We start from the raw sequence: 26181 nt of genomic DNA on the forward strand, positions 1-26181 counted from the left end.
AACGGTGCGGATTTTGCCTCCGAGCGTTTCACTTGCCTCGATAAGCACCAGTTCCATATTCTGTTGAAGGTGCTTCAACTCTTTTTGCAGATAGTATAAGGTCGAAAGTCCGGTAATGCCGCCGCCGATAACTACGGTAGTTGTCACTGTACATACACCTCTATTATGTAGGTTCATAACATCTTAATCATGATTGTTACCATTGTATCCAATTTCTAAGTATATCATAGAGCCCGTATTTCCGAGGGACGCGATTCCCTCAATATTGTGAACAGAACCGTTCACTACTACGACTTCCCGCCCCGCGAGAAAACCCACCATTAGTACAGGCGTATTGCTCCTTAGTGCACGTACGGGGTCCAGGAGCATGCTTGGAGGGTTGTTGACAGCAAAAAACCCCGCGAGATCACTCGCAGAGTTTTTTTCGTGGGAAGCGGTCTTTTCTATTCTAACGCAATCGTTCCATTGCTTAAGGTGTACTTTGGAATCATTCAGATTGTGTCGTCCTTATTCCTCGTCATGTTGTACATGGGTATCAAATCCTTTCGGTAATTCCGACTTAACGTCTTGTTATCCGTCTGGTGTTGATGTGTGTTTCCACTTCCCACTTAGGATATATATACCCGGTGCACGGTTGATGAAACACGTGCGGCTATGCTTTTTCCGGCCACGGGGAGAACTTATTTATCCTCGGTCAATACTTCAAGCAAGCCCGCCGGAAGCTCATACTTGCGGTTGTTGATCTGAATGCTCTTCAGTTCCTCCAGCAGCGAATCATCGCTTTCCGAGTCCTTAATGGCCTGCACCTCGTGGTGCAATTGCTCCATCTGACGGTCCAGCGCGTTAGCCGTATCCGCAGCCTTCTTAAGCTCTTCCAGCAGATGCTGTGGAACGGACTTATTATATTTGTAGAAAATTTTATGCTCCAAACTCGCCCAGAAATCCATGGCAATGGTTCGAATTTGGACTTCAACGCATACCTTCTCCACCCGGTCGGAGAAAAACACAGGCACTTCCACTAACAGATGCAGGCTTTGGTATCCGTTCGGCTTCGGATTCTTGATATAATCCTTGACGTTTAACACCGTTAAATCGCTCTGCTTCTGCAGCATGTCGCTAATTTTGTAAATGTCGGTTATGAATGAGCAGGTGATTCTTAGACCCGCAATGTCTTTGATATTATCTTCTATGGAGCTAAGAGAGATGTTTCCGCCTTTTCGGAGCAGCTTCTTCATGATGCTCTCCGGCGATTTCAGGCGGGATTTCGTATGTTCGATCGGACTATAATCATGAAGAGCCTGGAACTCCTCTTTTAATATCTCCATTTTGGTTTCAATCTCATCTAAGGCGAATTTGTATTTCATCATGAATCGGGTAATTTCATTCCGAATGATTTTGAGCTGTTCGATTTGCAAAGAATTCATGGGATACTTCCTTTCGATTGTGTGATTCAGAGCCGTGATATGACTCGAGTAGTAAATAAAAACAAAACACGCTGCTAACATTCCAGAAGTTCTGTTCCCTCTTTAAATAGTAGTTGATATTGAGGTGCAACTGCAACTTTAGTATTGTAACGTCAAAAAGACGCTGCAACCGGAAGGTCGCAACGTCTTTTATCTTATGCCAACATCGTGCTGCTTGATATCGCTGTGCCACCTATCTTTGTACCGCTGGCACCCCGCTCCGCTTCTGAGCCGCTATCTGCGGATACGCTATGCCCAGCAGGATCACGATAACCCCGATCCATTGAAGCGCAGTCACCTGCTCGCTCAGCACCAGCACCGATGCAATAACGGCAACGGGCAGCTCTCCGGCACCAAGGATGGTTGCCAATCCCGTACTGATTTTGGGCGCACCGAGTGCGAATAGCAGTACTGGAAGAACAACGCCGAATACGCCTAAGATTAAGCCGAACAGCCATAACCCGTTGTCAAACAGGGATATCTCCGTGTACGCTTTCGGCGTGAACAGGATCGTCAGCAGAATAAGCCCACCCGTTGAGGTATAAAAGCTCCGGGTAATGGGTGACATCTGCGTCTCGACCCGGCCGCTGAAGAAGACAAACAAAGCCATCATCAAAGCCGCGGTCAGTCCCAATATTGCCCCTTTCCAATTCAATTGAATCTCGCCTGCACCCAACATCCCCCCAGCCATCATCGTCCCGACGAACAGGATGATAATGGAGATGACGGTGGATTTATCCGGCCATTGCCGTTTTACAACAGCTTCGATAATGACACCGATCCAGGTGAATTGAAATAGAAGCACGACGGCGATCGATGCCGGAATGCTCTGAAGGGCAAGGTAATACGTGACGCCTGTAAGACATGTACATAACCCAACCCCGGCTAGCCTTAGGAATTGCTTGCCCGTGACCTTATGTCGTCCAAAAAACAGCATCAGCAACAACAGAATGAGCCAGCCTGTCCCGAATTGGCTGATCATCACCTCCTGAAATAGGAACCCTTCCTGGTAAGCAAGCTTTACAACCGTTGACAGAATTCCGAAACAGCAGGCTCCCAAAAATACGAAGAATGAATTTTTCAACAAATGCAACAACGTGAAACTCCCCCTTACGCAACAAAAAACCCACTTTCACTGTTTTGGAATCCAGAAAACAGTAAAAAGTGGGGTTGACTCTGTTTGATATTGAATTATGGTCTTATCTTAAGACAAAACCTCAACATTGTAAATACCAACCACTAATTAAGAAGACAACTTTGCAAAGATCTCTCTCAATTTAGCAACGGCTTCGATCTCCAGAGCTTTAATATCCTCAACCAGCGTTATCGCCGTCGTTGCTTGATCCTCCGAATTAGGCTCTCCGCCTACTGGAAATGGGAACATCTGTTGTAGGACACTGAATTTCTCGCACATTCCCGTATATAACACGCTGGCTTCTTTAAACTGCTGCGTGAGCTCCGGTACTTCCGTATTCGCATCCGCCCATGCTGCTATCAGCTCCTTGAAGAACTCAGCAGCGTAATACCGGGCATCTCTTAATACCTCGATGTTGTATGCATGGCCGTTCGGTTCGATCTTGCGCCCCTGCAGCGATTCGATCCAAGCATCATATGCCGCAATCCCCTTCACTGCCGTCGGTACCACGCTTTCTTTCCCCTCATATTGTTCGATGGCGGTTTCAAGCGCAAGTCGAAGCTGCTGCTGAAGCGTTAAATCGACCGATCCCTCAATGGCCAGAACGAACAGCTCTTCCATTACACTCCTTCCGAGATTCTCATAAGGGAGCGTATCCGCTTTTCCGCATACTTCCCCATAGAGGGTTCTGGTCTCATCGTCATAGCCAAACAGCGTACCAAATTCAGGAAAGAAAATATCCCATGCCAGCACCGGGTATCCGCGGTCCAGCGAGCTATGAATCAAATCAAGGGCCCTTGGCAGCTCCTGATGAATGCTGCGCTTGCCCATGGCACTCTTCTCCAAGGCAGATGGATCCAGCAGATTGGCATTGGTACCGATGCCGCCCGACATGCCGTCGATGAATTTGGAATGGAAGCCGATATTATGAAGACCCCGGGATAATACTTCACCAAAAAAATACGCGGTCGGACCTGCAATGTGAACCTGATCCGGAATGATGTTGATTCGGAATGCATGACCTGTGAGCCCCATAACCATCGGCAGGGATAGCTTCCGATCTGTAAATTGCAGCATTTTATACGTGGCATCCGCAGCAGTTGTCCAAATTTTGATTTCTTTCAACGATCCTTCGTACTGTAGAATCTTCTTATTCATAATTCCCAAGTCCCTTCTCGTCTTAATATAAGAGTCAACGGTTACGCGAATTTTTTCTTGGATCACTTTCTTCCGCGATCTCGAAATAATCTGATACACATTGGCTGAAGAGAGCTGAAACAAGTCAGCAATTTCTTGCGGGGACAGCTGATCGAAACAATGAGATTCGAAAATAAGCCGTTCGCGTGGCTTCAAGCGTTGAATGATGTTCGTTAAAACACGCAGCGTCTCTTGCTGGACGATTCGTTCCTCCGGTACGTTGAATCCTACGGCCGCTTCGGCTGAAGAATGATGGAGCCTTCCCAGAATGCTGTCCAGACTATTCCACTGATCTGCACTCCCGGCACTATCATACCTTCCCCTGCCTTCAAGCTCGGTGAATGTCTGCTCTTTCATCGCGGAGCTTCCCTTAAGCCGGGTATAGGCCTGATTCCGTACGATCCGCTGCACCCAGGGCAGGAAACGCCGGGTATCGACCAGTTTGCCCAAGTGCAAAAATGCCCGGACCAATGCATCCTGTACAACGTCCTCTGCCAGGTAGGACTCCCGGGTTATAGCTCTGGCATAGCCATAAACCTTGGACCGATGGCGCCGAACAAGCTCCCCGAAAGCTTCCCGCTCCCCTGCCTGCGCATGTTTCACCAACTCTTGATCTTCCATCTCATCCCACTGGACCGTTCTGTCTGCTGTCGTATCCAATTGCTCAAACCCTCTTTCGTATCGTTGACTACTTATATGACCAGAGAAGTTCGTTATTTCTGACAACGTAATTGAAAAATATTTTTAAGCCTGGCGCCATGTTGTGAATAACCCCGACATCATTGCACGGCCAAGTCCTGCCCCTTTTTTTCATTCCGCGATTAAGTTAAATATGTCAGAATATAGTCCTTACAGGCAATGGACAAAAGACGCCCAATAATGCGACAATATACTCTGCATGTCATATCTTATATCGTAAGAATAACGAATTTGTACCACTACACTCAAAGAAGCAACACTGCACTTATAGGAAGGGAACGAAAGCATGGCTCAATTATTTTTTAAGTACGGCTCCATGAACAGTGGTAAATCCATCGAAATTTTGAAAGTCGCCCATAACTACGAAGAACAGAACAAACCGGTGCTCCTTTTTACATCCGCTATCGATGACCGGGATGCCGTTGGGTATGTGTCCTCACGAATCGGCCTGCGACGCGAAGCGATACCTATAACCGATACGACCGATATCTATGGGATTGTGAAGGAGCATCAGCCTAAGCCATACTGCGTTCTCGTTGACGAATGCCAGTTCCTCTCCAAGGACAGCATCCTGCAGCTCGTTCGGATCGTAGATGAGCATAACGTGCCTGTCATGGGCTTCGGCTTGAAGAATGATTTCCGGAACGAGCTGTTTGAAGGCAGCCGCTGGATGCTGATTTACGCCGATAAAATCGAGGAAATGAAAACGATCTGCTGGTTCTGCGAACGTAAAGCGATCATGAACCTTCGCGTCATTGACGGTAAACCCGTATATGCCGGCGAGCAGATCCTGATCGGAGGGAATGATACCTACTTCCCTGTTTGCCGCAAATGTCATACCAATCCCCCTTTATCATAGGACTTTTACGAACAATCCACCATTCAAAACGTAAGGAGTAGGATGACCCATGCCGATAGTCAGACCGCTATTAACCGACCAGGACTTTCAGGAAGTTATGGAGCAGCAGACCCGTATACGCATCTTCAAGGATAATCATCTGATTGACTCCGGCAGTATCGTCATCCGATTCACCGACGAAACCGTCATTACGCAATCCAGCGTCAGCTCGCTCGGCTATCATAAGCGGGATGAATGCGAATTTTTTGAAGTACGGAAATGACATATGGATGGCCTGAGCGCTTTTAGATTGACGGCTTTCATGGAGCTTCGATCAGACACTCAGGCAATCCCCTCTCTTCGATCAGTGCTTTTTCAGTATACAGTCCGCATATAGCCGAAGTTTCTTGCGAGATAAGGATGGTAAGACTTTAATGGTTTACTTGTTTTTATCTCCTAAATAAACAGGCGGCCTTCTGCAGAAGAGGATCTGCAAAAAACCGCCGTTCGTTAATCAACCTATTACATCAATAGCATGTACGTGCTCCTAGTGAATATCTGACTTCGCCATACTCCCACCCAGCACATCCGCGACATTTTGAATCGAAATAAATGCGTTCTTATCTATCTCCTGTACAACCGTCTTCAGCTTCGCAATCTCCAGCCGGGTGATGACGCAATAAATCATCTGCGTATCCTCTTTCGAATATCCGCCCTTGGCATAAATCATCGTTGTGCTGCGGCCCAGACGCTGCATGATGGCACTTGAGATTTCTTCATATTCATTGGATATAATCGTAACGGATTTGGACTCGTCCAAGCCCTCTACCACAATATCCATCACTTTTGCCGCTATGTAATATGAAAAAATCGAATACATGGCCGAATCTGCACCGAATACAAACCCTGCCGTAATAAAAATAAACACGTTGATAATCATGATGATCTGCCCGACCGGCATGCGCAGCTTTTTGGACAGCAGGATAGCAACAATCTCCGTACCATCAAGAGCTCCGCCGTAACGGATAACAAGACCTACCCCCAGACCAAGGACCAAACCACCAAACAGCACCGCCAAAATTTTCTCGTTCGTAAACGGGTCTACATGATGCAGGAAGGTTGTCGCCACCGACAATACCACGATCCCGTACAGTGTGGAAAATGCGAACGTTTTGCCGATCTGCTTATAACCGATGAACAGAAACGGCAAGTTGATAATGAAGAGGAACACACCCAGTTTGATGGGCGTAATCGATGATAATACGATGGAAATACCGGTAATACCCCCGTCGATAATTTCGTTGGGCACCAGGAATATTTCTAGCGCCACGGCCATCAGAACTGCACCGATGGTAATAAAGATGAACCGTTTCAGAATTTCGCCGACTGTCAGATTTTTGTGTTTTTTGACCATGCCATTCTCCTTTTGTATCTTTTTTCACACGAAGTGCCTGTCGAAGAACCATTGTATTAAAAAAAGGAATGGCATGTCAATGTTGACACGCTAAGTGACATGGGTCTTTTAGTCCATTGCCTTGTCATCCAGACATAAGGAACGCAGATGCTGCTCGAGAATCCTTTCGATCTTTTCTTTGGCAAGTTGCTGTGGCCTCATGATATGATGAATCGCTAATCCATCCACCAATGCGTATATGCGCTCCTTCTCATAATCAAGATCCAGCTCCGGTTTAGCCAGCTTATGTGCGACCAGGGTATCCACCGCATAATGGCACGCCTTGGTTAATCCATCATACATATGATCGGTCATTATTCTTAACTCGGGATAGACAAGTGCTTTGGCAACAAACGACATCCACACCTCCATTTCCATCGTCCTATCCTCATCCATCGGCAGAAATTGCATCAATACTTGTTTTACATCCTCAAACACGGGTCCCTTCAAGGACAAAGTCAAAAAGCGTTCTTCAATCCTCTCGATCATCAGGTTCATACAAAAAGCCAACAACTCAGCTTGGCTGGTAAAATAGTGTCTCAGCGAACCTACGGATAACTCCGCCTCTTCGGCGATATTGCGTACCGTCGCTTTTTCGAGTCCACCCCTCTGAATCACCCGCAGGGCAGCCTCAGCGACCCGTTGTCTTTGTTTATCATGATCTACGATTTTCGGCATAATCCCATTATATACTTCCGGTTTTTTTTAATACAACGTACCATAAACAACATTTCAGCATCTTTATTTGCTTCTTTAATGCCTACCTTCGTAAAAATAGGTTCTTTCTATGGAACACCTTGATAGAAGCAATACTATATATATTAATGTCAAAAAGAATAGGAACACGGGCAGCGTGTTCTTAAGAGAGGGGCGAGTTCATCATTCGCACATTAACTGAATCGAAGGCTAAACACGGTGTTTCTCGGGCATTCCGTGATCAGGAGGGCCGTTTAAACCTGTTCTGGCGTGTCGTCCTTGGGTGGCTGGCTTTTGTTACAGGGCTCGGACTAGCAGTTGTGATAGCCACGGTAGCGGGTTCATACCAGATCCCTACCCTCGGGCTCCAAATCCTCCTTGCCGTCGTAACAACAAGCATATCCGTGCCGCTGATTTATCTGCTTAGACGTTATGTCGACCAGCGGCCCTGGAGCGGACTTGGTCTTAGCTCTGTTCCTTCCGGTTTTCGTTATTTCCTTCTCGGCATCGGTTTCCTTGCCCTGGTCACGGCAGCAGCCTTGCTGATCGGCAGCGCCGCCGGATGGCTCCGGATCGTGGATTTCCACTTCCCAATCGTTACGATGCTCGTTATCCTCATCAACGTCCCAATTGCATTTTTTTATGAAGCCTTTCCAGAAGAGATCACCTTCCGCGGTTATGTGTACCGGAACTTAAACACCCGTTTTCCGCGCTGGCTTGCTTTGGTCCTTCAGGTCGTAATGTTCGTGCTTGCGCCTATCGCTGTAACGGCATTCATGGTGGCCATAGGAATAGGGACATGGGATTTGATTACGGTGGAGTATATCATCAATTTAGTTGCTTTTGGTACGGTATTGCAGCTGTCCCGCATCGTATCCCACAATCTGTGGATGAGCATCGGCTTTCACCTGGCCTGGCTGGAGATGGTCCGGTACGCCGTGGTACCCTCCCAATATGCATTCATCGAGATTGAATACCTTTCGGTTTGGGGCAATTATATGGTAACGATCGGTTCGGTCATTATTGGGATCATCCTATTGATCGTCTGGTCGCTGCGGAGCAAGAACCGAATCGATTGGAACGGGATCGAGCCGGATCTCCCGCCGGATTCAAATCCTGAAACCAAGGAAGCGCTGCCCGCCCAATCTGTATAAGAACCGATAAAGGATATAGCTCAAACTCACCATGGCTTTAGGGGAGTTTGAGCTTTTCCTGTATCCCTCCTCCCGGTTCAATACTTGCAATTTATAATATTGATTCTGGTTATGCTATAATATATTTCATCCGTGATCGACCGGAAAATACATAATTTTACCCTAGGCAGGGAGAGGATTTACTCATCATGTTGGAATGGCTTCAGAACTTGTGGACCCATATGAAAGAAATTGACATGGATCAAGTGCAGGAATGGCTTCAGCAGTACTCGCAGCTGGGTCCCATCCCGGGTATTTTGCTTCCATTTATAGAGGCGTTCCTTCCCTTTCTGCCCCTTATCGTACTGGTGATGGGGAACTCCGCGGCCTATGGATTATGGTGGGGATTCCTGCTGTCGTGGATCGGCGTTTGCCTTGGATCCGTTACGGTGTTCTGGATTGTTCGTAAGCTGGGAGGCAAGCTTGGATTGCTTATCCAAAAAAGAATGCCGGGATCCCAGCGCTTCTTCCATTGGATCGAAGAAAAGGGCTTTACGCCGATCTTCATCCTGTACTGCTTCCCCTTCACGCCTTCCTCACTGATCAATATCGCATCCGGCATCAGCACGATATCGGCAACGACGTTCACGATAGCCGTTATGGCAGGTAAATCCGTGATGATTTTTATGGTGGCATTCATTGGACATGACTGGCAAGCCTTTGTCCAACAGCCTTGGCGCATTCTTATCGCGGCCATCGTCCTCTGGCTGCTTTGGCTTGCCGGCAAAAAAATGGAAAACCGTTACCATCATGAAGATCAGCCGGGAAGTGTCGTGATCAGCAACAAGACCCGCCGGTCCCGGTTGCTGGGATGGGCGGGTCTTGTTATGCATGGACGGGTCGTGATGGAAACCATTATGTTCACTCCAATACGTAAGCCGCCAGTTTATGCACCGTCTCAAAGCCCGCACGATGATACAGCTGGAGCGCCCCTGCATTGTCTTGGTCCACGCATAACGAGATTTCTTCCAGCTGCAGGACTTGGAATAAATAATGAAGAGCTTGATCAAGCAGGAGCCCGCCATAGCCTTTGCGCCGGAATTGTTCGGATACCGCGATGTATTCAATATTTCCTTCCTGGAAATCCGGGTCTCCCTCCACATAAACATACCCGACGAAACGGCCTTCTTCCGTAAATATGAAGAGCCGGTGATACTCATCCAGCTTCTGCAAAATAGACTCCGAGCTGAGATAGGTATTCGGGAAGGCGGTGCCATGCAGATTCTCGAACTCATCCCAATATTCGGGCCTGATATCCTGCAATCCAGGCGCGGTATTCGCTAACAAGGTGGATTTTTGGATTTTCAGCACATGATGCACACCTGTCTTTCTTCCCCCTTTGTCCTCCATAAACCTCGCAGCGGACGGATGAGCTACATTATAAAATCCGAAATAGCGTGTTACGCTGCCATTCAGCTTCATTGTTCCATCAACCCATAGCTCCTTCGCCAATCGATGCCAAAGCTCGCCTTCCGCATCGATAAAAGGTCCCCATATTTCAGCAGTTCCCTCTTCTTCGTCCACATCGAATCCCAATGCGCCCACCATCTGATCTTGATCATAGATCACGGTAAATCGCTGGCTGCTCAGCCGGCCATTTTCCGAAAAATCTTCCAGCAGCGTGCTGTAGACCTCCCCTTCCTGTTCGCCGCAATATCCGACATGATGATGACGATCCCCATTCATTCGGGCAAGAAAGGAAGACAGCTCTCTTAATTTCGTTTGATCTGTAACCAATACCATCTGTACACATTCTCCTTGTTCAGGATCAGCTTTCCCAGCGTGATTTCCAAGGGCTTCTCGAACCTGTTTTGGTCAATTTTACCACGAGATGATACCCGTGAGCCAAACATGAAACAAGAAATGGGCTTCCCATATGCTTGGAAAGCCCATCTCATCTTCTCGATCATTCAATCGGGACCTTGTTTACGGTTGACGGTCATCCCTTCTCGGAATGCTCCCCTTTCCGGGAAGCTCGCATCCGCTCACGTTCGCGCTTCAGCTCAGGCTTGAGGTCATCGTGAACGCTGTTCTCCCACATGGACACGCCTGATCGATATGCCGCTCTCCCGTTCAAGTGACCTGCTACCGGCCCCGTAATAAATACGAATACGATTCCCAGCAGCAGTTTGGCACTGACATGCTCCAGGTAGAAGGTGAAATACAGAAATGCGCCGGCAAGGATCAAGAGGACGCCCAGCGTGGCACTTTTCGTAGCTGCATGGGACCTCATGTAAACATCCGGCAGACGAATAAGGCCGAATGCACTCAATGCACCCAGCAAAGCGCCGAGCAGCACCATCACCGCGATCAGAAACTCACCGATCTGACTCATCGTTTGTGCGTTCAATGACATCACCCCTCTCAATATATCTGGCAAGCGCGGTTGTTCCGATGAACGTAAGAATTCCGATCAGCAGAATGATATCAAAATACACGGATGTCCGGAACAGCATGCACAGGACAGCGATCATGGACAACAGGATAATTCCGATCGTATCCAGCGACATGATCCGGTCGTTCATGGAAGGTCCCTTGATTAATCGGTACAGGCAGCCCAGAATAGCAAGCGACAAAATCACCAATGAGGCTATCAGCATGCCATGGATCATGTGCGGGTCACCTCCTTGATCGCGCGTTCAAAGGTACCGCGGATCTGATTCGACAGCTCTTCGACATCTTCGATATCCATCGCATGGATATACAGCGTCTGACCATCGCGAGAGACTTCCAGGGTAAGCGTTCCTGGCGTCAAGCAGATCAGGCACGATAAGACCGTAATCTCCCAGTCGGACTTAAGCTCCGTATCGTAGGCGAAGATGCCGGGGCGGACATTCAGCTTCGGTCTTATAATCTGACCAATGACGGTGATACTTGATTTAAACAGCTCTCTTAGAAACAAAAGCAGCAGCATCAGAATAGACCACAGCTTACGCAAATAGAAATCGTTTGGCCAAAAGCGGCGCAACAGATAAATCAGCAACATACCGATCAGATAGCCGACTATCAAGTGCTGGGGGGACCAGTTATTGTTCAGGAACATCCAGACAACGGCAATGATGATATTTAACAGGATTTGATGGCCCATATCCACTACTCCTTTAGTACAGCGTTAATGTATAGTGATGGATCGGATAATACGGCGCCTGCTTGAGAGGTGTAGGAATAAATCCACTCCGAACCCACCCCAAGGACAATCACCATAACCGTTAGTCCAATAGCTGCCACATAAGCTGTCCGATGGATTCTGACTGGCTGCGATTCCGTATGCCCGGGTGATTCGCCCCAGAATGCCCCCATAAATACCTTGATCAGGGAATACAATACCGCCAGGCTTGATGCCAGTGCCAGTCCCGTCAACCAATAATGCCCTTCGCTCAAACCACCGCGGATGATAAGAACCTTGCCAAGGAATCCGCTAAGGGGCGGGATGCCGACCAGAGCCAATGCAACGATAAAGAACATCCATCCCACCAAGGGATGGCGCTTCATCAAGCCGCCCATATCACTCAGCTTGTTAGCACCCGCACTGGCAATGATGATTCCGCCGAGAATAAAGAGCAGCGCCTTTGCAATCATGTCATGCATCAAGTAGAATACAGCACCGTTCAAGGAATCTGAAGATGCCGACGCTATGCCGAAGGCGATAAAGCCGACGCTGATAATAATGTTATAATTCAGGATTCGTCCAAGATCCTTATACGCAACCGCGCCCAAACTTCCCAAAATCATCGTTGCCGCGGCCATCCAGCCAATGACGGCGTGGATGCCGCCGGTATCGTGATGGAAGATCAGCGTAAAGGTACGGATAATCGCATATAATCCAACCTTCGTAAGCAGCGCGCCGAACAAAGCTGAAACTGCCGCCGGAGGTGCACTGTAGGAACCGGGCAGCCAGAAGAACAGGAACAAGCCCGCCTTCAGAGCGAATACAATCAGGAACAACAGGCCGATGACCGACAAGATTCCGTCCTGCTGTACTTCTGCCACGCGCAGGGACAGGTGCGCCATATTCAGCGTGCCGACCGTGCCGTACAAATAAGCAACGGCTGCAACAAACAAGGTGGATGAAATAATATTAATCAGCATGTACTTCAGGGTTTCTCTCAGCTGCCGCTTGGTGCCCCCCAGCACAATCAGCGCATAGGAAGCGATCAGCATGACCTCAAAGCAGACAAACAGGTTAAATAGATCCCCTGTCAGGAACGATCCGATCACACCGGCCAGCAAAAATTGAAAAAAGGCATAGAAGTAATGCTTCTCTCTCTCTTCCCCGATGCTCCGAAAGGAATAGAACAGACAGGCGGCTGCCACAATCATCGTCGTGAGCACCAGCAGTGCCGCGAGCATATCGGCTACAAACACGATCCCATAAGGCGGCAGCCATCCGCCCATATGAAGCGTTTGGATGCCTTCGTTGTTTACCTGATTCACGATGAACAACGCCACAAGCAGGTTCAGTATGACACTGACCACACTGATCCAGCGCTGAACACGAACGTATTTGGAGCAAAAAATAAGAATTACGGCAGTAACTAACGGAATAAGGAGAGGCAGAACAATTACATTATTCATCATCCATCCCCCTTAGCTCCTCCATGTTGTCCGTGCCCAAGCGTTGATACGCTTTGTACGCCAATACGAAGAAGAACGATGTGACACCAAAACTGATAACAATGGATGTCAGGATCAATGCTTGCGGAACGGGGTCAACATAGGATGAAGCCTTCTCGCCAAGCAGCGGAGCAGCACCGGTCTTCAGCCTAGACATGGTGAGCAGCAGCAGATGGACACCATGGGTTAACAGTGATGTACCGAGAATGATCCGCAGCAAGCTTTTGGATAGGATCTGGTAAATCCCTACCGCGAATATAATTCCGATGGCAAGTGACATATATAGTTCCATGGTCAGTTATCCCTCCCAATCGAATTGATGATGGTCATCGTCACGCCAACGACGGCTAAATAGACGCCGAGGTCGAAGAGAACCGCTGTAGCCAGCTCGGTTTCTCCGAGCAATGGCAGGGTGAAATAATCGAAGGAATGACTTAAGAACGGTGCGTCAAAGGCAAAGGAACCGATCCCTGTAAGCAGGGCGATGGCGAGTCCTGCAGCCGTAACCTTTCGGAATTCGAAAGGCACGATTTTGCGGGTCATGTCCATGCCAAAAGCCATTGATAACAGAACCAGTGCGGCTGAAGTCATCAGCCCCCCGATAAATCCTCCACCCGGCTCATGGTGTCCCGAGTTGAACAGGAACCACGAGAACGTTACGACGATAAAGACGACCACCTTGGATATGGTTCGCAGGATAACATCATTGCTATTAGGCAAATACGCACCTTCATAACGATCCCGTTCACCGATAACCCCTTCACCCAAATCAACTTTTATCAAGGCATAGATTCCGAGGGACGCAATGCCGAGAACCATAATTTCCAGCAAGGTATCAAATCCGCGGAAGTCCACCAGTATGACATTGACGATATTTTTACCGCCAGCCGAGTTGTAGCTCTCTTTAATGAAGTAATCCGCAATGGAGTCGAAGGTTCTGCCGCTGCTTGCGGCCAGCGCGATCAAGGTTACGACAGCACCGACGCCTATAGATATCAGCAGATTTTTCCACTTCAGGCTCATTGACACCTTCTCCCGCTTCAGCTTCGGCAGATGATAGAAACAGAGCAGGAACAGCATGACGGAAACGGTCTCGACAACCATCTGGGTCAACGCCAAATCCGGAGCCCGGAACAGGACGAAGAACAAGGTCACCATATAACCCGCAGCCCCGGTTAATATGATCGCCATCAATCGTGTCCGTACGAACGGAAGCACAATGACCGGAATGACCAGGCCGAGTATGGCAACGGCCTCATAGAAGGACATCGGTGCGTAGTCCGTCATATCGAATCCGATATGATCGACCAGCAGGAGACCTCCGCCAAGAACGGCTATGAAAAACACAAAGATATAAATCACATAGTGACGCAGCGAACCTGTCATGTAGGTTGAGGTCAGCGATTTGGCGCCTTTTTCGAGAACGCGCAATCCCCCGTCATACAGATTGTTCAGTGTAAATCGCTTGATAAGCGTTGTGTTCAAGATACGCGCTCTGCCATGAAGCTTGTACAGAACGGTACCGAGAACAATGATTCCGATGGTCATGTAAATTTCCATTGTCCAGCCGTGCCACATCTCGATATGCACGTGGAACCGATCCTCTGCCACGAGCAGCCCCGGATGAATGGCGGCCAGCGCCGGTTCAATCAGTGCATGAGACAGCAGGTTCGGAAACAGTCCGAACACGATGGCCAGCGATGCCAGAATAACCGGGGGAATCAGCATCCCCAGCGGTGCTTCGTGCGGCTTCTTCTCCAGCTTTTCAGGCTGGTAGCGGCCGGTGAAGGTTTTGAAAACCAGGATCATGCTGTACAGGAACGTAAATACGCTGGCGATCCAGGCAACGACCGGTATCAGCACACCCCAGGTCTCGGCATTCCAGAAGTTCATCTGAGACGCTTGAAGGACCGCCGTAAAGAACATCTCTTTACTCAGGAATCCGTTAAACGGAGGCAGACCGGCCATGGAAAATGCGCCTATGACGGCCACGGTGAATGTGATCGGCATGAGCGACATTAAACCTCCGAGTTTCCGCAGGTCGCGGGTGCCCGTCTCATGATCCACGATGCCGACGACCATAAACAAAGCGCCCTTAAATATCGCATGATTCATCAGATGAAAGATGGCCGCTGTCGTTGCTTTCGTATAGAGCAGCGTATCCACGCCGCCCCCATAATAAGCTGCGGCAGAGCCAAGACCGAGCAAGCTCATAATCAGCCCCAGTTGGCTGATCGTGGAGAATGCCAGCAGCGCTTTCAGGTCCGTCTGCTTGATCGCTCGGATCGAAGCATAGATCAGCGTGGTCAAGCCCGTAATCGCAATGATCCAGAACCAGGAGGCTTGACCGGCAAACACCGGGCTAAAACGTGCCACAAGATAAATACCGGCCTTAACCATGGTAGCGGAGTGCAGATAAGCACTAACCGGAGTCGGTGCCTCCATCGCATCCGGCAGCCAAATATGGAACGGGAACTGAGCGGATTTGGTGAATGCCCCCAGCAGAATCAGAATCATGGCCGGAATGAACAGCGCGTCTCCCGCAATGCTTCCCACATTAGCTACGATCTCCCGCACGCTAAAGGAGCCTGTCATGATATATAGGAGAATAAATCCTGCAAACATGGCAAGTCCGCCGAATACGGTGATCAGCATGGATTTTAAAGCTCCGTATCTGGAGCGGTCGCGATGATGCCAGAATGCAATCAGCAGGAATGACGAGATGCTTGTCAGTTCCCAGAAACCGTACAGCACCATCAGGTTATCGGAGAGTACGACACCAAGCATGGCTCCCATGAACAGAAGCAGATAAATGTAAAATTTGTGGACTGCTTCCTTGTTCTTATCCATATAGAAGATGGAGTACAGTACAACAAGTGAACCAATACCGGATATTAAAAGTGCAAAAATCAAACTTAATCCATCCAAATAAACGGTAAAGTTTATTCCCACGCTTGGAATCCATTCCAGAACAGCTTGAAGCTGTTCACCTCCCTGAATGGTTGGGATAAGTCCTAAAAAATAGGCGAACAGGACAACCGGTACCGGCAAAATGACCCATCCGGTGTGGACACGGCCAATGAGCTTGTAGGTCAACATAACCACAAGCGCTACAATAAAAGGTGCCATGACGGCGATGTGCAGCAAAGACAAAGTCTACTCCTCCTATAGTCCGATTTTTCCTTCATTAGTAGTATTTCCCCATTATTTAGGTATAACTCCAAAAAAACACAAAAAGAGCCCGTTGATGGCAGGCTCCTCCAGGTAAAACCATATGGTATTTTTTCGAATCACACTGAAAATCAGTATATCTTGAGATCAAAGCTTTGTCAAAGGTATCTTGGAATGAAAAGAGGACCTTTGGGAAATCACTGTATGTAAAGGAGTGATTCCCATGATGATCAAAAAAGCGGCTGTTTGCGCTTTCATCTTTCTTGCAATTTTGGCAGCCGCCATCTTAACGAATATACGTACGCATCCCGGCTATCAACAAGACAACTCGTCAACCAGAGTTTATCAAATTCAAGAAACCCCATGGTTCTTACCCCGAGAATACGTAAAAATCATTCGAACGTCACCCGAGCCCCTGCCGGAAGAGCCCTAATGAAACAGGCATACGGCATTTATCCGTGAAACTGAATTTCTTTATTCCCCTTGCTTCGTTTATTTCTTCGAATTACCCATGAAATGATCAGAATGATGGCCAGCACCGCGACAATTCCCGCCGCATAATATCCATACCGGTCAATCAGAGCCCCAATATGATCGACGACCTGATCTCCGACAAACATGCCCAAAGAGAAATAACCGATGGTCCATACAAAGGACGCGGAATACGAATACACCGCAAATCTGCGATACGGCATCCCCTTCATGCCAACCGCATAAGGAGTGACGTTGCGCAGAATGGGCAAAAAAGCGCTGATGCATATGGCGTAATTGCCATATTGACGGGTCAACCGTTCGGATACATCGAGAAACTGGCGTATCTTCGACTTTTCCTGGGCGCGGTTTAACAGCTTGCTCGCGGTAAAGCGGCTAAGCATGTAACCTACCGTCGATCCCGAACACACGCCAAGAAAGGTCATGATAAAAGACGGAACCGGCGTTAAAATCTCGGATGCCGCTAACGCTCCGCCTGTCATTGCCACAACTTCATTAGGCACAGGAAGACCGACCAATCCAAGGCACAATACGAGGAATAATGCGTAGTGCCCGATCTGTTCAATAAAATCTAATAGCGTATCCACTCCTGTCCCCCTAATCCGTCCCTAGAATATAGTATCAGCTTATATGACAACGTGGCTTTCGCAAACGTGCTGTAGGCGAGGAGATGAACTGGACCTGAGACCAGTTTTAATTATGGATCATGCCATTAGAGATTTTTAAATGCCGATATGAAAGAACCTGGATCATCCTTTACCGTGTACGAATACACGCCTTGCTGGGTGTGCAAATATAAGAAACCACCGCCGTCTCCCATAGGCCGATACGACAGATCAAAGACCTGCTGGATCGGGAACTCCCGGTATTTCGTTACGATACGATCCTCATACAGGAACATCTCCCGCCCCTGCTCTTCCGTCCGTTGTTCGATACCATCCACCACTCGGTTGATTTTGTAGTACGGCTGTACAGCTACCCAATTCACAAGCTCCCTCCTTGCTGTCTGTGCATTTTTATTTGGAAGATCGCACTTCCCACTTCTTCTTTCTGCGGCTCTTGATTCGTTCCAGCAGCTCCAGCGCCCCTATAAATAGTACGAATACAACGAATAGCGCTACCGCCCGGCCGGGCTCGATCAGACCGGTAACAGACGCAACGATGCCGGTAATGCCTACAACAAGAATACCTAATACGGATAGTTTCCAACCTGTTAACATATGTATGCTCCTAAAGTAAACGTAATTGCCATCCTTCGAGATCATGGCTCCATGATCAAACACTCGCTTGACACACACGGAATGTATCATAAAGAAGCCCCTAAATTCAAGTTATGATCTTCTCCAATTTCAATTGCCAACACGCATCACATTTGCCATAATTTACTCAGGAGAGAAATAATAAGCCGACCTCCGAACACTATAAAGACAGGAGGAACATGTAATGAACTCAACAACCTGGATACTGATTATTTTATTTGTTGCGGTGGATGTATGTATTATTTCTTATTTCGTGAAACGCTCGTTACGCAAACACAGCAGTCAGCAGCTCCCCAAAGGGAATAAGCTCCGACGCGGGAAAATACCCGAGCTGCCGCCGATCGTCAAGGCAGGAAGCTCGGCGAGTGACCTTGTCGGCAGGCTCGAGGCTGCGCTGCCCTACACCTATCAGCACATGCTGAAGCAACGAGTGATGAGTGAGCATCCGAATCTGTCCGAACAGGAGTATGAATGGAGATGGCAGGAGCTTAAACGGTTCTTTATCATGTGCGCCGTGCTGGATCGTGTCCCGATGTTCAGCAAAGACGTGGATGAAGTATGGCATGAAATGCTGATGTATACATACGAGTACCAACAATTCTCGGAACGCTTTCTTGGCAAAATGCTTCACCACGCTCCAAACACCGGAAGCGAGCATGTGCCTATTCCGAATGAACGTGCGTGGTTTGATACGGTATATGTACAATTATTCGGCTGGCATGAATACAGCGCCAAACTATGGGGAGCTTTCTTCCGCGTCCCGCTGCCGCGCGAAGAACTGGAGGCCGTAACTTCCCTCCACTTCACCGTGAATCATGGACAGAAGCGTTTTAATCCCTGGACCTATGAGAAGATTCCTGCAGCTCGCACGGCCATTGATGCGATCATCCAGGATCTGCAGGATCGGGTTCGAATCGCCCAAGAGAAGCCGGCGCGACAAGAGAAGTCGGTCAATTTCCAAAATAGCGATATGCTCCTGGCAGCGGCCGTCTTTTTTGCCTGGAACGCACCGGAACAATTTGGTGACCATATGATCCCTGATGAGCGCGAGCTTCATAAAAATAACAGCAGCTCCTCATGCACCTACGCCTCGGCATGCGGGTCCGGCGGATCCGATTCGGGTGATGGATCCTCTTGCAGCAGCGGTTCATCCTGCAGCAGCGGATCCTCTTGCGGGGGTGGCTGTGGCGGCGGCTGCAGCAGCTAAGTTACAAACTTTACGAGAACGCCTGTTTAATGAATCAAACAACAGTATGGACCTGAGAATTCAGGCCCATGCTTTTTGTTTTATCCAGCATTGAAACAGGATCTTAACATGGGTTAAAAATAGCAGTTCCTATAGATACGGATGCCCGGTCCCCCCCTTCGTCTACAACTACAACAAAAAAGCACCTGAACCCATTCTTTTAAGGTTCAAATGCTTCTATTCATAATATAATTTAGGCTAATAGTGGTTTGATGTGAGTACCAACCCGGAACGGGTTTGCGGTCCCACCTTACGCACGGAAATTTGGTTCCGCTCGGCCCAACGCGTAAGACTCCGAATCCCTTCACAATTCTTCTCTTCAAATTTAAAGCAGCAATACATCGGATTCACGTTCTTGTTCTTAAGGTTTATCTGGAATGCGGCTTTATGGCATCCGGAAACCTTGATCTCACGAATCTGATCAGCATGAATCTCCACGCCATTGATTGTAATCGTATCCGAATTCTCCTGTATATTCACTTCCCGTTTCACCAATCGGGCATACCCTTCAATTGCTAGCGCCGCAACAACAACGACATTCACCGCCATCTGCATATAGAATAGGACAGGATAGGAATATTGGGTCAAGGTAGCTACCTGAAACAGGATAATGCTAATGACAAAGGAAAATAAAATAACGTCTTTCATTCTCGTAGAGTAATGGATTGCGTATTTCATCATAATCAGCTCCGTTCATTCTGTAAGGGTTTTCATTTAACTCTTACCTTATTATAACACCATTGTACATAATTTTGACACATATCATTCACATTTTTGTCAAAAAAATTATTTGCTTCGTTCCTTATCCTATGCTTATCCATCAAGCTGCGTGTCGTTCATGGAACGATCCGTATACGGAGTGTCTCCTAATAGCAAAAAAAAAGAGCATCCCGCCAGATCCAAGATCTTTTGGGACACCCTTTACTTCAACACTTATGTCTTTATTTGGTTAACGCTGTATTTCCTTCCTTCCGCCGAAACCACTTCATCAGAACGGACACGGTATCAATAAGAGTAATGATCACGATGACGTAAATAAGACCATCTCTGGATCGATCCCAAATTGATTTTACGATGTCGTACGATTCATTTCCCGGTGTTACGAGACCTGTCTGCGCTAGCTGCTCCATGAAAGTCGGATTCCAAATCGCCATATCGGAGAACAGAATGACTGCCACGATAACGGATGCCACATTAAAAATGACATGAACGACGGCAAGCTGCGGCGTCCACTTTCTAGTGATTAATTTCATGGCTTCTTTGAATATACTGAAGGCTGTCAGAATCCATATCAGTGGCAAATACTTGGCAAATGCAGCTCGTTCAAAAACGGGAATGGTAATCGAGTTTTCATTGAATCGATGAAAGCCGATCAGGTCAATGGAAAACGTAAATAGCACGAAGAACAGCACGGAAAATAGAATGCCCAGCACCGGCTCGATCGGTTTAATCCGAACCGCTGGTTCCGGAATTACAGGCAAATCGGATGGTTTCCAAGCGTCTTTGGAAACTTGCCGAGCACCGCGATACTCGATATAGGCAAAAATAACGGTAACCCATGCGAACCCGTGAATAGCGACACTCAGCAAGGAGACAAAGTACTCCAGGAGCTTCTCGGCGTTAGGATCCGAGCTAGTAAAGAAATCAACCATATACGCGATGCCAAGAGCGACGGCGACCGAGTACAATACAATCCGCAGGACAGACCAATAACTGTCAATTAGACCGGGTCCAATGAGATACCGTTCTCTTCCTCTATATCTAGCTGCCATGTCCCCGGGTGGCCCGAGCTCGAGCAGCACCTGTTCCACATCCTCAGTGCTTGCAATCCCGACGCCTGCTCCCCTGTCTTCCAGCATATCTTCGATGAGTCCATGCAGTTCCTTTTCAATATCGGCTCTTTGTGATTCGGGCAGCTTCTGCGTCACTGCATAAATATACCTGTTAATCAGATCCATTACTAAACGTCCCCCTTGTCATTAACAAGCCCTTCAAGACTTGTCATCATATTTTTCCATTCATGGTAAAGCTGCCGATATATTTCTTTCCCTGTCTGACTTATGATGTAATATTTCCTCGGACGAGCTTCATTCGTATCCCACTCACTATCCAGCAAGCCTTGTTTCTCCAACCGCCGCAGCAAGGGATAGAGAGTACCCGCTTCCACGCTGATACCCTTCTCCTGCAATATGGTCACCAATGAGTATCCATACTGAGGTTCCGACAATTGGCTGAGGACACCAAGTATGATGGTTCCTCGTCGAAGCTCCTGCACCAAACTGTTCAAAATATCTTGATCCTCTGACATATCATCAACTCCTGTAATGATTATACTGTATGACACACACTAATGTATATAGACAATTAATAATTATTCACAATTATTTTTTGATTATACTTGTTGTAAGTCTGCCAACCCAGGAAGCAAGCCGCGTGAAGACCTGCACTTCCATCTAAAAAAGGTTATCCTACGGCCGGGATTGTCCCAGGTCATAAGATAACCTTCTTAAATGCTCTCATCTCACAGCGATGTTGTTCCTTTGTTCCATCGTTAAAACTGCGCTTCTCGAAATGCACTTCAAACCGAAAACATGTCAGTCCTTATCGTCCCTCAGGAACGGAGACTGACACGCTCATGACTTTTTATCGTAAAATAACTACACGATTTCCTGCGGTTCCTTACCCAGTAGACCCAACAGACGGAGGCCGTACTGTATACCGTCTTGATCAACATCCCTGGTTATATGCCTGGCCGCCTTCTTGACGATTTCCGGCGCATTGCCCATCGCCACACCGTGGCCCACGTACGACAGCATCTCCAGATCATTCAGATAATCGCCAAAAGCAATAGTATCTTCCAGATCGATGTGCAGCAGCTGAATCAATTGTTTGATCCCTTCGGCTTTGGATCCCCCGGACGGCAACACATCGATTCCATAAGGACCCCATCGAACGAAATCGAACCGGCCTGCGAAATTGTTCACGTAAGCCGCTTCCTCATCCTCCGTGCAGAATACAATGGCCTGATAAATATCTCTGCCCAAGTAATATTCCGGATCATATTCAGGGATCGTGAGTTTCAGTTCCCCCCAGCTGGAATCGATATGAACATGCTCGGTTACGTTCATCTTCATGGCTTCACTGCCGGCATATATGATCGGATGATCAAACTCAACGGCCTGCTCCGTCAGCTTCTGCAAGGCATCTTGCGCCAATGGATAACCATAGATCGGTTTGCCTTCATGAACCACATACTGACCGTTCATACAAACATAGGAATTGATACCGAGCTCCTCCCGCAGCTCTTCAAAATGATAGGGAGCGCGCCCTGTCGCTATAGCGACGATGTGCCCGGCATCCTTTAACTCCCGAATGGACTCCTTCGTTGTAGCCGGAACTTTCTTGTCATGATCCAGCAGCGTCCCGTCAATATCAAAAAATATGATTTTCTTATTCAATGAAACTCGCCCCTCTTCCGTATATTCTAGCCAGTAACCATATTGTAAATGATGAAAAGCATTTCAGAGCAAGCCATAATTTCAGCAAGGTCGCTTCGGACACTTCCCGATCATACATAAAAAACCGCGCAGGAGCACGGTTTCTATGGTATTTAATATCGTTGAATTCAAGATAACCATTTACATACACATTAGAGCAATTTGCCGTCATTTTTTTATCTAACGACAACAAAAGAGTCCGCCTTGTGCAGACGGACTTCTTCTGAGGGCTTATTTCGCTTCCGATCGAACCTCATCGAGCATTTTATCATTGAATCCGAACAGCCAAGTCAGCACAAAAGTTAGAGCCATCGCGGTCAGATTGCACAAAATGTAAAGAGGAAGCTGGCTGTTCAAGTATAACAGCGTACCTGGGATCACCGTAATCGCCATGCCCGTTGCCTCCAGTTGGAAGAGGGAAGCCATGAAACCGCCCACGCCACCGCCGATCAAGGCGATCACGAACGGTCTGACGTACCGGAGGTTGACCCCGAAGATCGCCGGCTCCGAAATTCCCAGCATGGCCGAGAATGCGGACGGCAGCGATAAAGCCTTTAGTTTTTTGTTTCTCGTCTTGAGTCCGACAGCCAGACAAGCTGCCCCTTGCGCTGCCATGGCGCTAGTCACGATCGCATTAAACGGATTGCTTCCCGTCTTCTCAAGAAGCTGAATTTCAAGGAAATTGAAAATATGATGTACGCCTGTGACCACAATAATCTGATTGAAGAAGCCGATCACAAGACCCGCAATGCCAAACGGCAGCTCCAGCAAGAAAGTCGTCGCGTTCAGAACCACCTCTTCCAGGGAGTGGAACACGGGGCCGATGGCGAACAGCCCGAGCGTAATCATTACAAGCAAGGTTAGAAACGGTGTAACGATCAAATCAATCGCTTCAGGAATGCGTTTTCGCAAAAATCTCTCGAATTTCGCGCCCAGCAGTCCAATGAAGAATGCCGGCAGAACCGAGCCCTGATACCCTACGACCGGAATGAAATCAAATATCATGAGTGCCTCAGCCGAGCCGTTCGCCACGCTGTACGCGTTGGGAAGAGCCGGGTTCACCAGCATCAGACCCAGGACGATACCGAGCACCGGGCTGCCCCCGAACACTCTAAATGCGGACCAGGCCACCAAGGCCGGCAAGAAAGCGAAAGCCGTATCCGTCAATACCTGGGTGAAGAGCAGAAAATTAGCCGAGATATCATCCGGTGTCGCACCAAACCAGGCAAGCACGGTGTCCTGGGTCAGAAGTCCCCGTAATCCCATGAACAAGCCAGTGGCGACCAGTACCGGGATAATCGGCACAAACACATCACCGAACGTACGAATCGCCCGCTGGAACGGATTCCCCGACTTTTTAGCCTGAGATTTCAGTTCTTCCTTGCTTGTGCTCTCCATTCCCAGGGATTCGACCGCTTCAAAAATCTGATTGACGGTTCCTGTTCCGAAAATGATCTGATATTGGCCGGAGTTGAAAAAAGCGCCTTTGACCTTATCAATATTTTCGACCTTCTTCTGGTCAATCTTCTTCTGATCGTGAACCATAATTCGCAGTCTCGTAGCACAGTGAGCAAAGGAAGCGATGTTCTCCCTGCCGCCGATGGCTTCCACTACCTGCCTTGCAATTTTCCGATTATCCGCTGCCATGTTCATTCATCCCCTTCTATATCTTTTACGGCTTGGGCAAGATCCCACTTCTTGACCTTCAAGCCGGCGCTGCCGTTTGTTGCGAAAAATCGTATATGACGGCTGTCCCGTTTTGGAAATATCCGACTCGTAAATACCTCTTCGCCATCATTAACGAACACCTCTGCCGAAGAAATATCCACAAAAAGATGAAATTTGATCGAGTTTGCTTTGGCATGCAGCATGCAGGTTCGTGTCGTTCCGTAATCACTTACAATCGTTGCACCCGATGATGAGCGATCCAGTGTAACCTTTTGCCTGAGAGCGTCATACCAGATGACCGTCCGCTCCGTTTCGCTTGCTCGAAATTCAATGCCAACGGCGTCCGCTTCGATCGCATGGAACTCGCATATCATCTCGAATACGGTCCCCTCAACTCCTGCATAACTCTTCACTTCGCTGTAAAGTGTATCCGCTGCTTCCATGGCCTTATCGCGGAGCACTTCCAACTCGGGGACCGGCTGCTGAATCAGCTTGCCCTCACGGAACGAGAGCGAACGCGGAAGAGTCAAACAATGCGCCCAGCCATGCGAGTCGGTTGGATAGACGACCTCCGGCATACCCATCCAGCCTACCATGATGCGCCGATCTTGCTCGTCCAGCATGGTCTGCGGTGCGTAGAAATCAAAACCTCTGTCCAGCTCGTAAAAGGAGCCGTGTTCAAACTCCAGCGTGCCCCGATCCAGCGGCTTGCCCGAGATGTAGCCGGATTGGTAAATGTTCCGGTATTCGTCGTCTTGCGGACTCAGCCCCTGCGGCGAAAACAGCAGCACGCCCCGTCCTTCCAGTTCAAAATAATCGGGGCACTCCCACATATAGCCGAAATGTTCAAGACGGGTTTGGATTTCCCCTTTGCAGGTCCAATCCAGCAAATCCGGTGATTCATATACGACAGCCGTTCCTGTCTGATCGCCCCTTTGGGCGCCGATAACGAACCGGTACATGTCTTCGTCTTTCCATACCTTCGGATCCCGAAAATGCTCGGTATATCCGTCCGGCACATGGTCGATCAGCGGCTTATCGAGCTTCGTGACCGATCCATCGCGGTTCATCACGGCCATGCATTGATAAGATTGCCTGTTCCATTCCTCATCCCGGGCATTTCCGGTATACATCAGATACAGTTTGTCGTCTTTCACGATTCCGCTGCCCGAGTAAGCGCCATAAGCATCCTGCGGGTGGCCAGGTTCAATGGCGATGCCTTGGTTTTGCCAATGCACGAGGTCTTTCGAGGATGTATGGTACCAGTATTTCAAGCCGTGATACGTACCCAGCGGAAACCATTGATAAAATAAGTGATATTCCCCGTTATAATAAGAAAACCCGTTAGGGTCATTCAGCAAGCCCATGATGGGCTGTATGTGAAACCTCTGCCTCCATTCGCTTAATTTCACTTTCTCCTTTAAGGAGGAAAGCTCTTCGGGAGAAGCCTGATCCAGGCGTCGGTATTTCAGTTCTCTGTCCATATCTCTTCTCCTTATAAATGGGCTTACTAAAAAAATCTAACTGATCATGCTATGCGTGAACATCAGCCTAACTCAC

At 48.3% G+C, this 26181-nt stretch carries 27 protein-coding genes and 1 pseudogene; 6 read left to right on the forward strand and 22 right to left on the reverse strand.

All coding sequences use genetic code 11. From position 1 onward, the window contains the following. The 4 genes from ACPV3A_RS20300 to ACPV3A_RS20315 form a co-directional block, all read right to left on the reverse strand. On the reverse strand, positions 1-147 hold a 147-nt coding region (locus ACPV3A_RS20300), incomplete at its 3' end, for an FAD-dependent oxidoreductase (protein WP_426200900.1). A gap of 533 nt (positions 148-680) precedes the next feature. Beyond that, a complete protein-coding gene (locus ACPV3A_RS20305; protein WP_100537787.1) occupies positions 681-1424 on the reverse strand; it encodes a GTP pyrophosphokinase in 744 nt (247 codons plus the stop codon). A 232-nt stretch (positions 1425-1656) separates the two neighbouring features. Beyond that, positions 1657-2559, reverse strand: a complete 903-nt coding sequence (locus ACPV3A_RS20310) for an EamA family transporter (protein ID WP_426200827.1) — start codon at positions 2557-2559, stop codon at positions 1657-1659. A gap of 147 nt (positions 2560-2706) precedes the next feature. Then, a complete protein-coding gene (locus ACPV3A_RS20315) occupies positions 2707-4455 on the reverse strand; it encodes an RNA polymerase sigma factor (protein ID WP_426200829.1) in 1749 nt (582 codons plus the stop codon). A 325-nt stretch (positions 4456-4780) separates the two neighbouring features. On the opposite strand from ACPV3A_RS20315, the gene ACPV3A_RS20320 reads away from it, so the two are divergent. Both ACPV3A_RS20320 and ACPV3A_RS20325 read left to right on the forward strand, forming a co-directional pair. After that, on the forward strand, positions 4781-5353 hold the full coding sequence (locus ACPV3A_RS20320) for a thymidine kinase (RefSeq protein ID WP_426200831.1): 573 nt from the start codon (positions 4781-4783) through the stop codon (positions 5351-5353). Positions 5354-5402: 49 nt separating this feature from the next. Further along, positions 5403-5615, forward strand: coding sequence for a hypothetical protein (locus ACPV3A_RS20325; RefSeq protein ID WP_194543345.1), 213 nt, complete (start codon positions 5403-5405; stop codon positions 5613-5615). Positions 5616-5879: 264 nt separating this feature from the next. Here the strand turns inward: ACPV3A_RS20325 and ACPV3A_RS20330 are convergent, their stop codons facing one another. Both ACPV3A_RS20330 and ACPV3A_RS20335 read right to left on the reverse strand, forming a co-directional pair. After that, entirely contained in the window at positions 5880-6746 is an 867-nt protein-coding gene (locus ACPV3A_RS20330) for a YitT family protein (protein ID WP_100537804.1), read from the reverse strand. 108 nt (positions 6747-6854) lie between these two features. After that, positions 6855-7463, reverse strand: a complete 609-nt coding sequence (locus ACPV3A_RS20335) for a TetR/AcrR family transcriptional regulator (protein WP_194543346.1) — start codon at positions 7461-7463, stop codon at positions 6855-6857. A 338-nt stretch (positions 7464-7801) separates the two neighbouring features. Between ACPV3A_RS20335 and ACPV3A_RS20340 the strand changes: the two genes are divergently transcribed. Together ACPV3A_RS20340 and ACPV3A_RS20345 are read left to right on the forward strand one after the other, a co-directional pair. Next, on the forward strand, positions 7802-8635 hold the full coding sequence (locus tag ACPV3A_RS20340; protein ID WP_308116294.1) for a CPBP family intramembrane glutamic endopeptidase: 834 nt from the start codon (positions 7802-7804) through the stop codon (positions 8633-8635). Positions 8636-8823: 188 nt separating this feature from the next. Continuing rightward, positions 8824-9468, forward strand: a pseudogene (locus ACPV3A_RS20345) (TVP38/TMEM64 family protein); the annotation flags it as partial. Between the two features lie 67 nt (positions 9469-9535). On the opposite strand, the gene ACPV3A_RS20350 reads toward ACPV3A_RS20345, so the two are convergent. The 7 genes from ACPV3A_RS20350 to ACPV3A_RS20380 form a co-directional block, all read right to left on the reverse strand. After that, the gene (locus ACPV3A_RS20350) at positions 9536-10417 is read right to left on the reverse strand and encodes a GNAT family N-acetyltransferase (RefSeq protein WP_426200834.1); all 882 of its coding nucleotides are present in this window, start codon (positions 10415-10417) and stop codon (positions 9536-9538) included. A 196-nt stretch (positions 10418-10613) separates the two neighbouring features. Further along, a complete protein-coding gene (mnhG, locus tag ACPV3A_RS20355) occupies positions 10614-11009 on the reverse strand; it encodes a monovalent cation/H(+) antiporter subunit G (protein WP_426200902.1) in 396 nt (131 codons plus the stop codon). Next, positions 10993-11286, reverse strand: coding sequence for a Na(+)/H(+) antiporter subunit F1 (locus ACPV3A_RS20360; protein ID WP_071220372.1), 294 nt, complete (start codon positions 11284-11286; stop codon positions 10993-10995). The genes mnhG and ACPV3A_RS20360 overlap by 17 nt, the downstream gene beginning before the upstream one ends. After that, on the reverse strand, positions 11283-11762 hold the full coding sequence (locus tag ACPV3A_RS20365; RefSeq protein ID WP_071220371.1) for a Na+/H+ antiporter subunit E: 480 nt from the start codon (positions 11760-11762) through the stop codon (positions 11283-11285). The genes ACPV3A_RS20360 and ACPV3A_RS20365 overlap by 4 nt, the downstream gene beginning before the upstream one ends. A gap of 5 nt (positions 11763-11767) precedes the next feature. Then, entirely contained in the window at positions 11768-13249 is a 1482-nt protein-coding gene (locus ACPV3A_RS20370) for a Na+/H+ antiporter subunit D (RefSeq protein WP_426200836.1), read from the reverse strand. Then, positions 13242-13580, reverse strand: a complete 339-nt coding sequence (locus ACPV3A_RS20375) for a Na(+)/H(+) antiporter subunit C (RefSeq protein WP_071220369.1) — start codon at positions 13578-13580, stop codon at positions 13242-13244. Before ACPV3A_RS20375 ends, ACPV3A_RS20370 begins: the two co-directional genes overlap by 8 nt. 2 nt (positions 13581-13582) lie before the next feature. Then, entirely contained in the window at positions 13583-16441 is a 2859-nt protein-coding gene (locus ACPV3A_RS20380; protein ID WP_339294241.1) for a Na+/H+ antiporter subunit A, read from the reverse strand. Between the two features lie 241 nt (positions 16442-16682). Here ACPV3A_RS20380 and ACPV3A_RS20385 point away from each other — a divergent pair, with 241 nt between their 5' ends. Further along, on the forward strand, positions 16683-16892 hold the full coding sequence (locus ACPV3A_RS20385) for a hypothetical protein (RefSeq protein ID WP_194543350.1): 210 nt from the start codon (positions 16683-16685) through the stop codon (positions 16890-16892). 19 nt (positions 16893-16911) lie between these two features. Here ACPV3A_RS20385 and ACPV3A_RS20390 read toward each other — a convergent pair whose 3' ends face one another. The 3 genes from ACPV3A_RS20390 to ACPV3A_RS20400 form a co-directional block, all read right to left on the reverse strand. Beyond that, complete coding sequence (locus tag ACPV3A_RS20390) at positions 16912-17538, reverse strand: DedA family protein (RefSeq protein WP_339294242.1); 627 nt, start codon at positions 17536-17538, stop codon at positions 16912-16914. A gap of 125 nt (positions 17539-17663) precedes the next feature. Further along, positions 17664-17939 carry a hypothetical protein gene (locus tag ACPV3A_RS20395; protein ID WP_426200839.1) on the reverse strand — a complete coding sequence of 92 codons (276 nt, stop codon included), beginning with the start codon at positions 17937-17939 and terminating at the stop codon, positions 17664-17666. Positions 17940-17967: 28 nt separating this feature from the next. Beyond that, positions 17968-18171, reverse strand: coding sequence for a hypothetical protein (locus ACPV3A_RS20400; protein WP_426200841.1), 204 nt, complete (start codon positions 18169-18171; stop codon positions 17968-17970). A 223-nt stretch (positions 18172-18394) separates the two neighbouring features. Between ACPV3A_RS20400 and ACPV3A_RS20405 the strand changes: the two genes are divergently transcribed. Continuing rightward, on the forward strand, positions 18395-19417 hold the full coding sequence (locus tag ACPV3A_RS20405; protein WP_426200843.1) for a hypothetical protein: 1023 nt from the start codon (positions 18395-18397) through the stop codon (positions 19415-19417). 237 nt (positions 19418-19654) lie between these two features. On the opposite strand, the gene ACPV3A_RS20410 is transcribed toward ACPV3A_RS20405, so the two are convergent. From ACPV3A_RS20410 to ACPV3A_RS20435, 6 genes are all read right to left on the reverse strand, one after another. Next, positions 19655-20137: a hypothetical protein gene (locus ACPV3A_RS20410; RefSeq protein ID WP_426200845.1), complete on the reverse strand. Its 483-nt coding sequence runs from the start codon at positions 20135-20137 to the stop codon at positions 19655-19657. A gap of 260 nt (positions 20138-20397) precedes the next feature. Further along, a complete protein-coding gene (locus ACPV3A_RS20415; protein ID WP_426200847.1) occupies positions 20398-21414 on the reverse strand; it encodes a hypothetical protein in 1017 nt (338 codons plus the stop codon). A 2-nt stretch (positions 21415-21416) separates the two neighbouring features. Further along, a complete protein-coding gene (locus tag ACPV3A_RS20420) occupies positions 21417-21764 on the reverse strand; it encodes a PadR family transcriptional regulator (RefSeq protein ID WP_216532066.1) in 348 nt (115 codons plus the stop codon). 349 nt (positions 21765-22113) lie between these two features. After that, complete coding sequence (locus tag ACPV3A_RS20425) at positions 22114-22914, reverse strand: Cof-type HAD-IIB family hydrolase (protein ID WP_426200849.1); 801 nt, start codon at positions 22912-22914, stop codon at positions 22114-22116. 270 nt (positions 22915-23184) lie between these two features. Further along, positions 23185-24606, reverse strand: coding sequence for a sucrose-specific PTS transporter subunit IIBC (locus ACPV3A_RS20430; protein WP_426200851.1), 1422 nt, complete (start codon positions 24604-24606; stop codon positions 23185-23187). After that, positions 24603-26105, reverse strand: a complete 1503-nt coding sequence (locus ACPV3A_RS20435; protein WP_426200852.1) for a glycoside hydrolase family 32 protein — start codon at positions 26103-26105, stop codon at positions 24603-24605. Before ACPV3A_RS20435 ends, ACPV3A_RS20430 begins: the two co-directional genes overlap by 4 nt. Between the last annotated feature and the right edge of the window lie 76 nt (positions 26106-26181).

The organism is Paenibacillus sp. Dod16, assembly GCF_049893405.1.
In the GTDB taxonomy this organism is placed as follows: Bacteria; Bacillota; Bacilli; order Paenibacillales; family Paenibacillaceae; genus Paenibacillus_AQ.

Bases quoted from the DNA above. Each gene is read 5' to 3' on its own strand.
- ACPV3A_RS20305 (WP_100537787.1), bottom strand. From the start codon at position 1,424: ATGAATTCTTTGCAAATCGAACAGCTCAAAATCATTCGGAATGAAATT.
- ACPV3A_RS20320 (WP_426200831.1), top strand. From the start codon at position 4,781: ATGGCTCAATTATTTTTTAAGTACGGCTCCATGAACAGTGGTAAATCC.
- ACPV3A_RS20325 (WP_194543345.1), top strand. From the start codon at position 5,403: ATGCCGATAGTCAGACCGCTATTAACCGACCAGGACTTTCAGGAAGTT.
- ACPV3A_RS20330 (WP_100537804.1), bottom strand. From the start codon at position 6,746: ATGGTCAAAAAACACAAAAATCTGACAGTCGGCGAAATTCTGAAACGG.
- ACPV3A_RS20335 (WP_194543346.1), bottom strand. From the start codon at position 7,463: ATGCCGAAAATCGTAGATCATGATAAACAAAGACAACGGGTCGCTGAG.
- ACPV3A_RS20350 (WP_426200834.1), bottom strand. From the start codon at position 10,417: ATGGTATTGGTTACAGATCAAACGAAATTAAGAGAGCTGTCTTCCTTT.
- mnhG (WP_426200902.1), bottom strand. From the start codon at position 11,009: ATGAGTCAGATCGGTGAGTTTCTGATCGCGGTGATGGTGCTGCTCGGC.
- ACPV3A_RS20360 (WP_071220372.1), bottom strand. From the start codon at position 11,286: ATGATCCATGGCATGCTGATAGCCTCATTGGTGATTTTGTCGCTTGCT.
- ACPV3A_RS20365 (WP_071220371.1), bottom strand. From the start codon at position 11,762: ATGGGCCATCAAATCCTGTTAAATATCATCATTGCCGTTGTCTGGATG.
- ACPV3A_RS20370 (WP_426200836.1), bottom strand. From the start codon at position 13,249: ATGAATAATGTAATTGTTCTGCCTCTCCTTATTCCGTTAGTTACTGCC.
- ACPV3A_RS20375 (WP_071220369.1), bottom strand. From the start codon at position 13,580: ATGGAACTATATATGTCACTTGCCATCGGAATTATATTCGCGGTAGGG.
- ACPV3A_RS20385 (WP_194543350.1), top strand. From the start codon at position 16,683: ATGATGATCAAAAAAGCGGCTGTTTGCGCTTTCATCTTTCTTGCAATT.
- ACPV3A_RS20400 (WP_426200841.1), bottom strand. From the start codon at position 18,171: ATGTTAACAGGTTGGAAACTATCCGTATTAGGTATTCTTGTTGTAGGC.
- ACPV3A_RS20405 (WP_426200843.1), top strand. From the start codon at position 18,395: ATGAACTCAACAACCTGGATACTGATTATTTTATTTGTTGCGGTGGAT.
- ACPV3A_RS20410 (WP_426200845.1), bottom strand. From the start codon at position 20,137: ATGATGAAATACGCAATCCATTACTCTACGAGAATGAAAGACGTTATT.
- ACPV3A_RS20415 (WP_426200847.1), bottom strand. From the start codon at position 21,414: ATGGATCTGATTAACAGGTATATTTATGCAGTGACGCAGAAGCTGCCC.
- ACPV3A_RS20420 (WP_216532066.1), bottom strand. From the start codon at position 21,764: ATGTCAGAGGATCAAGATATTTTGAACAGTTTGGTGCAGGAGCTTCGA.
- ACPV3A_RS20430 (WP_426200851.1), bottom strand. From the start codon at position 24,606: ATGAACATGGCAGCGGATAATCGGAAAATTGCAAGGCAGGTAGTGGAA.
- ACPV3A_RS20435 (WP_426200852.1), bottom strand. From the start codon at position 26,105: ATGGACAGAGAACTGAAATACCGACGCCTGGATCAGGCTTCTCCCGAA.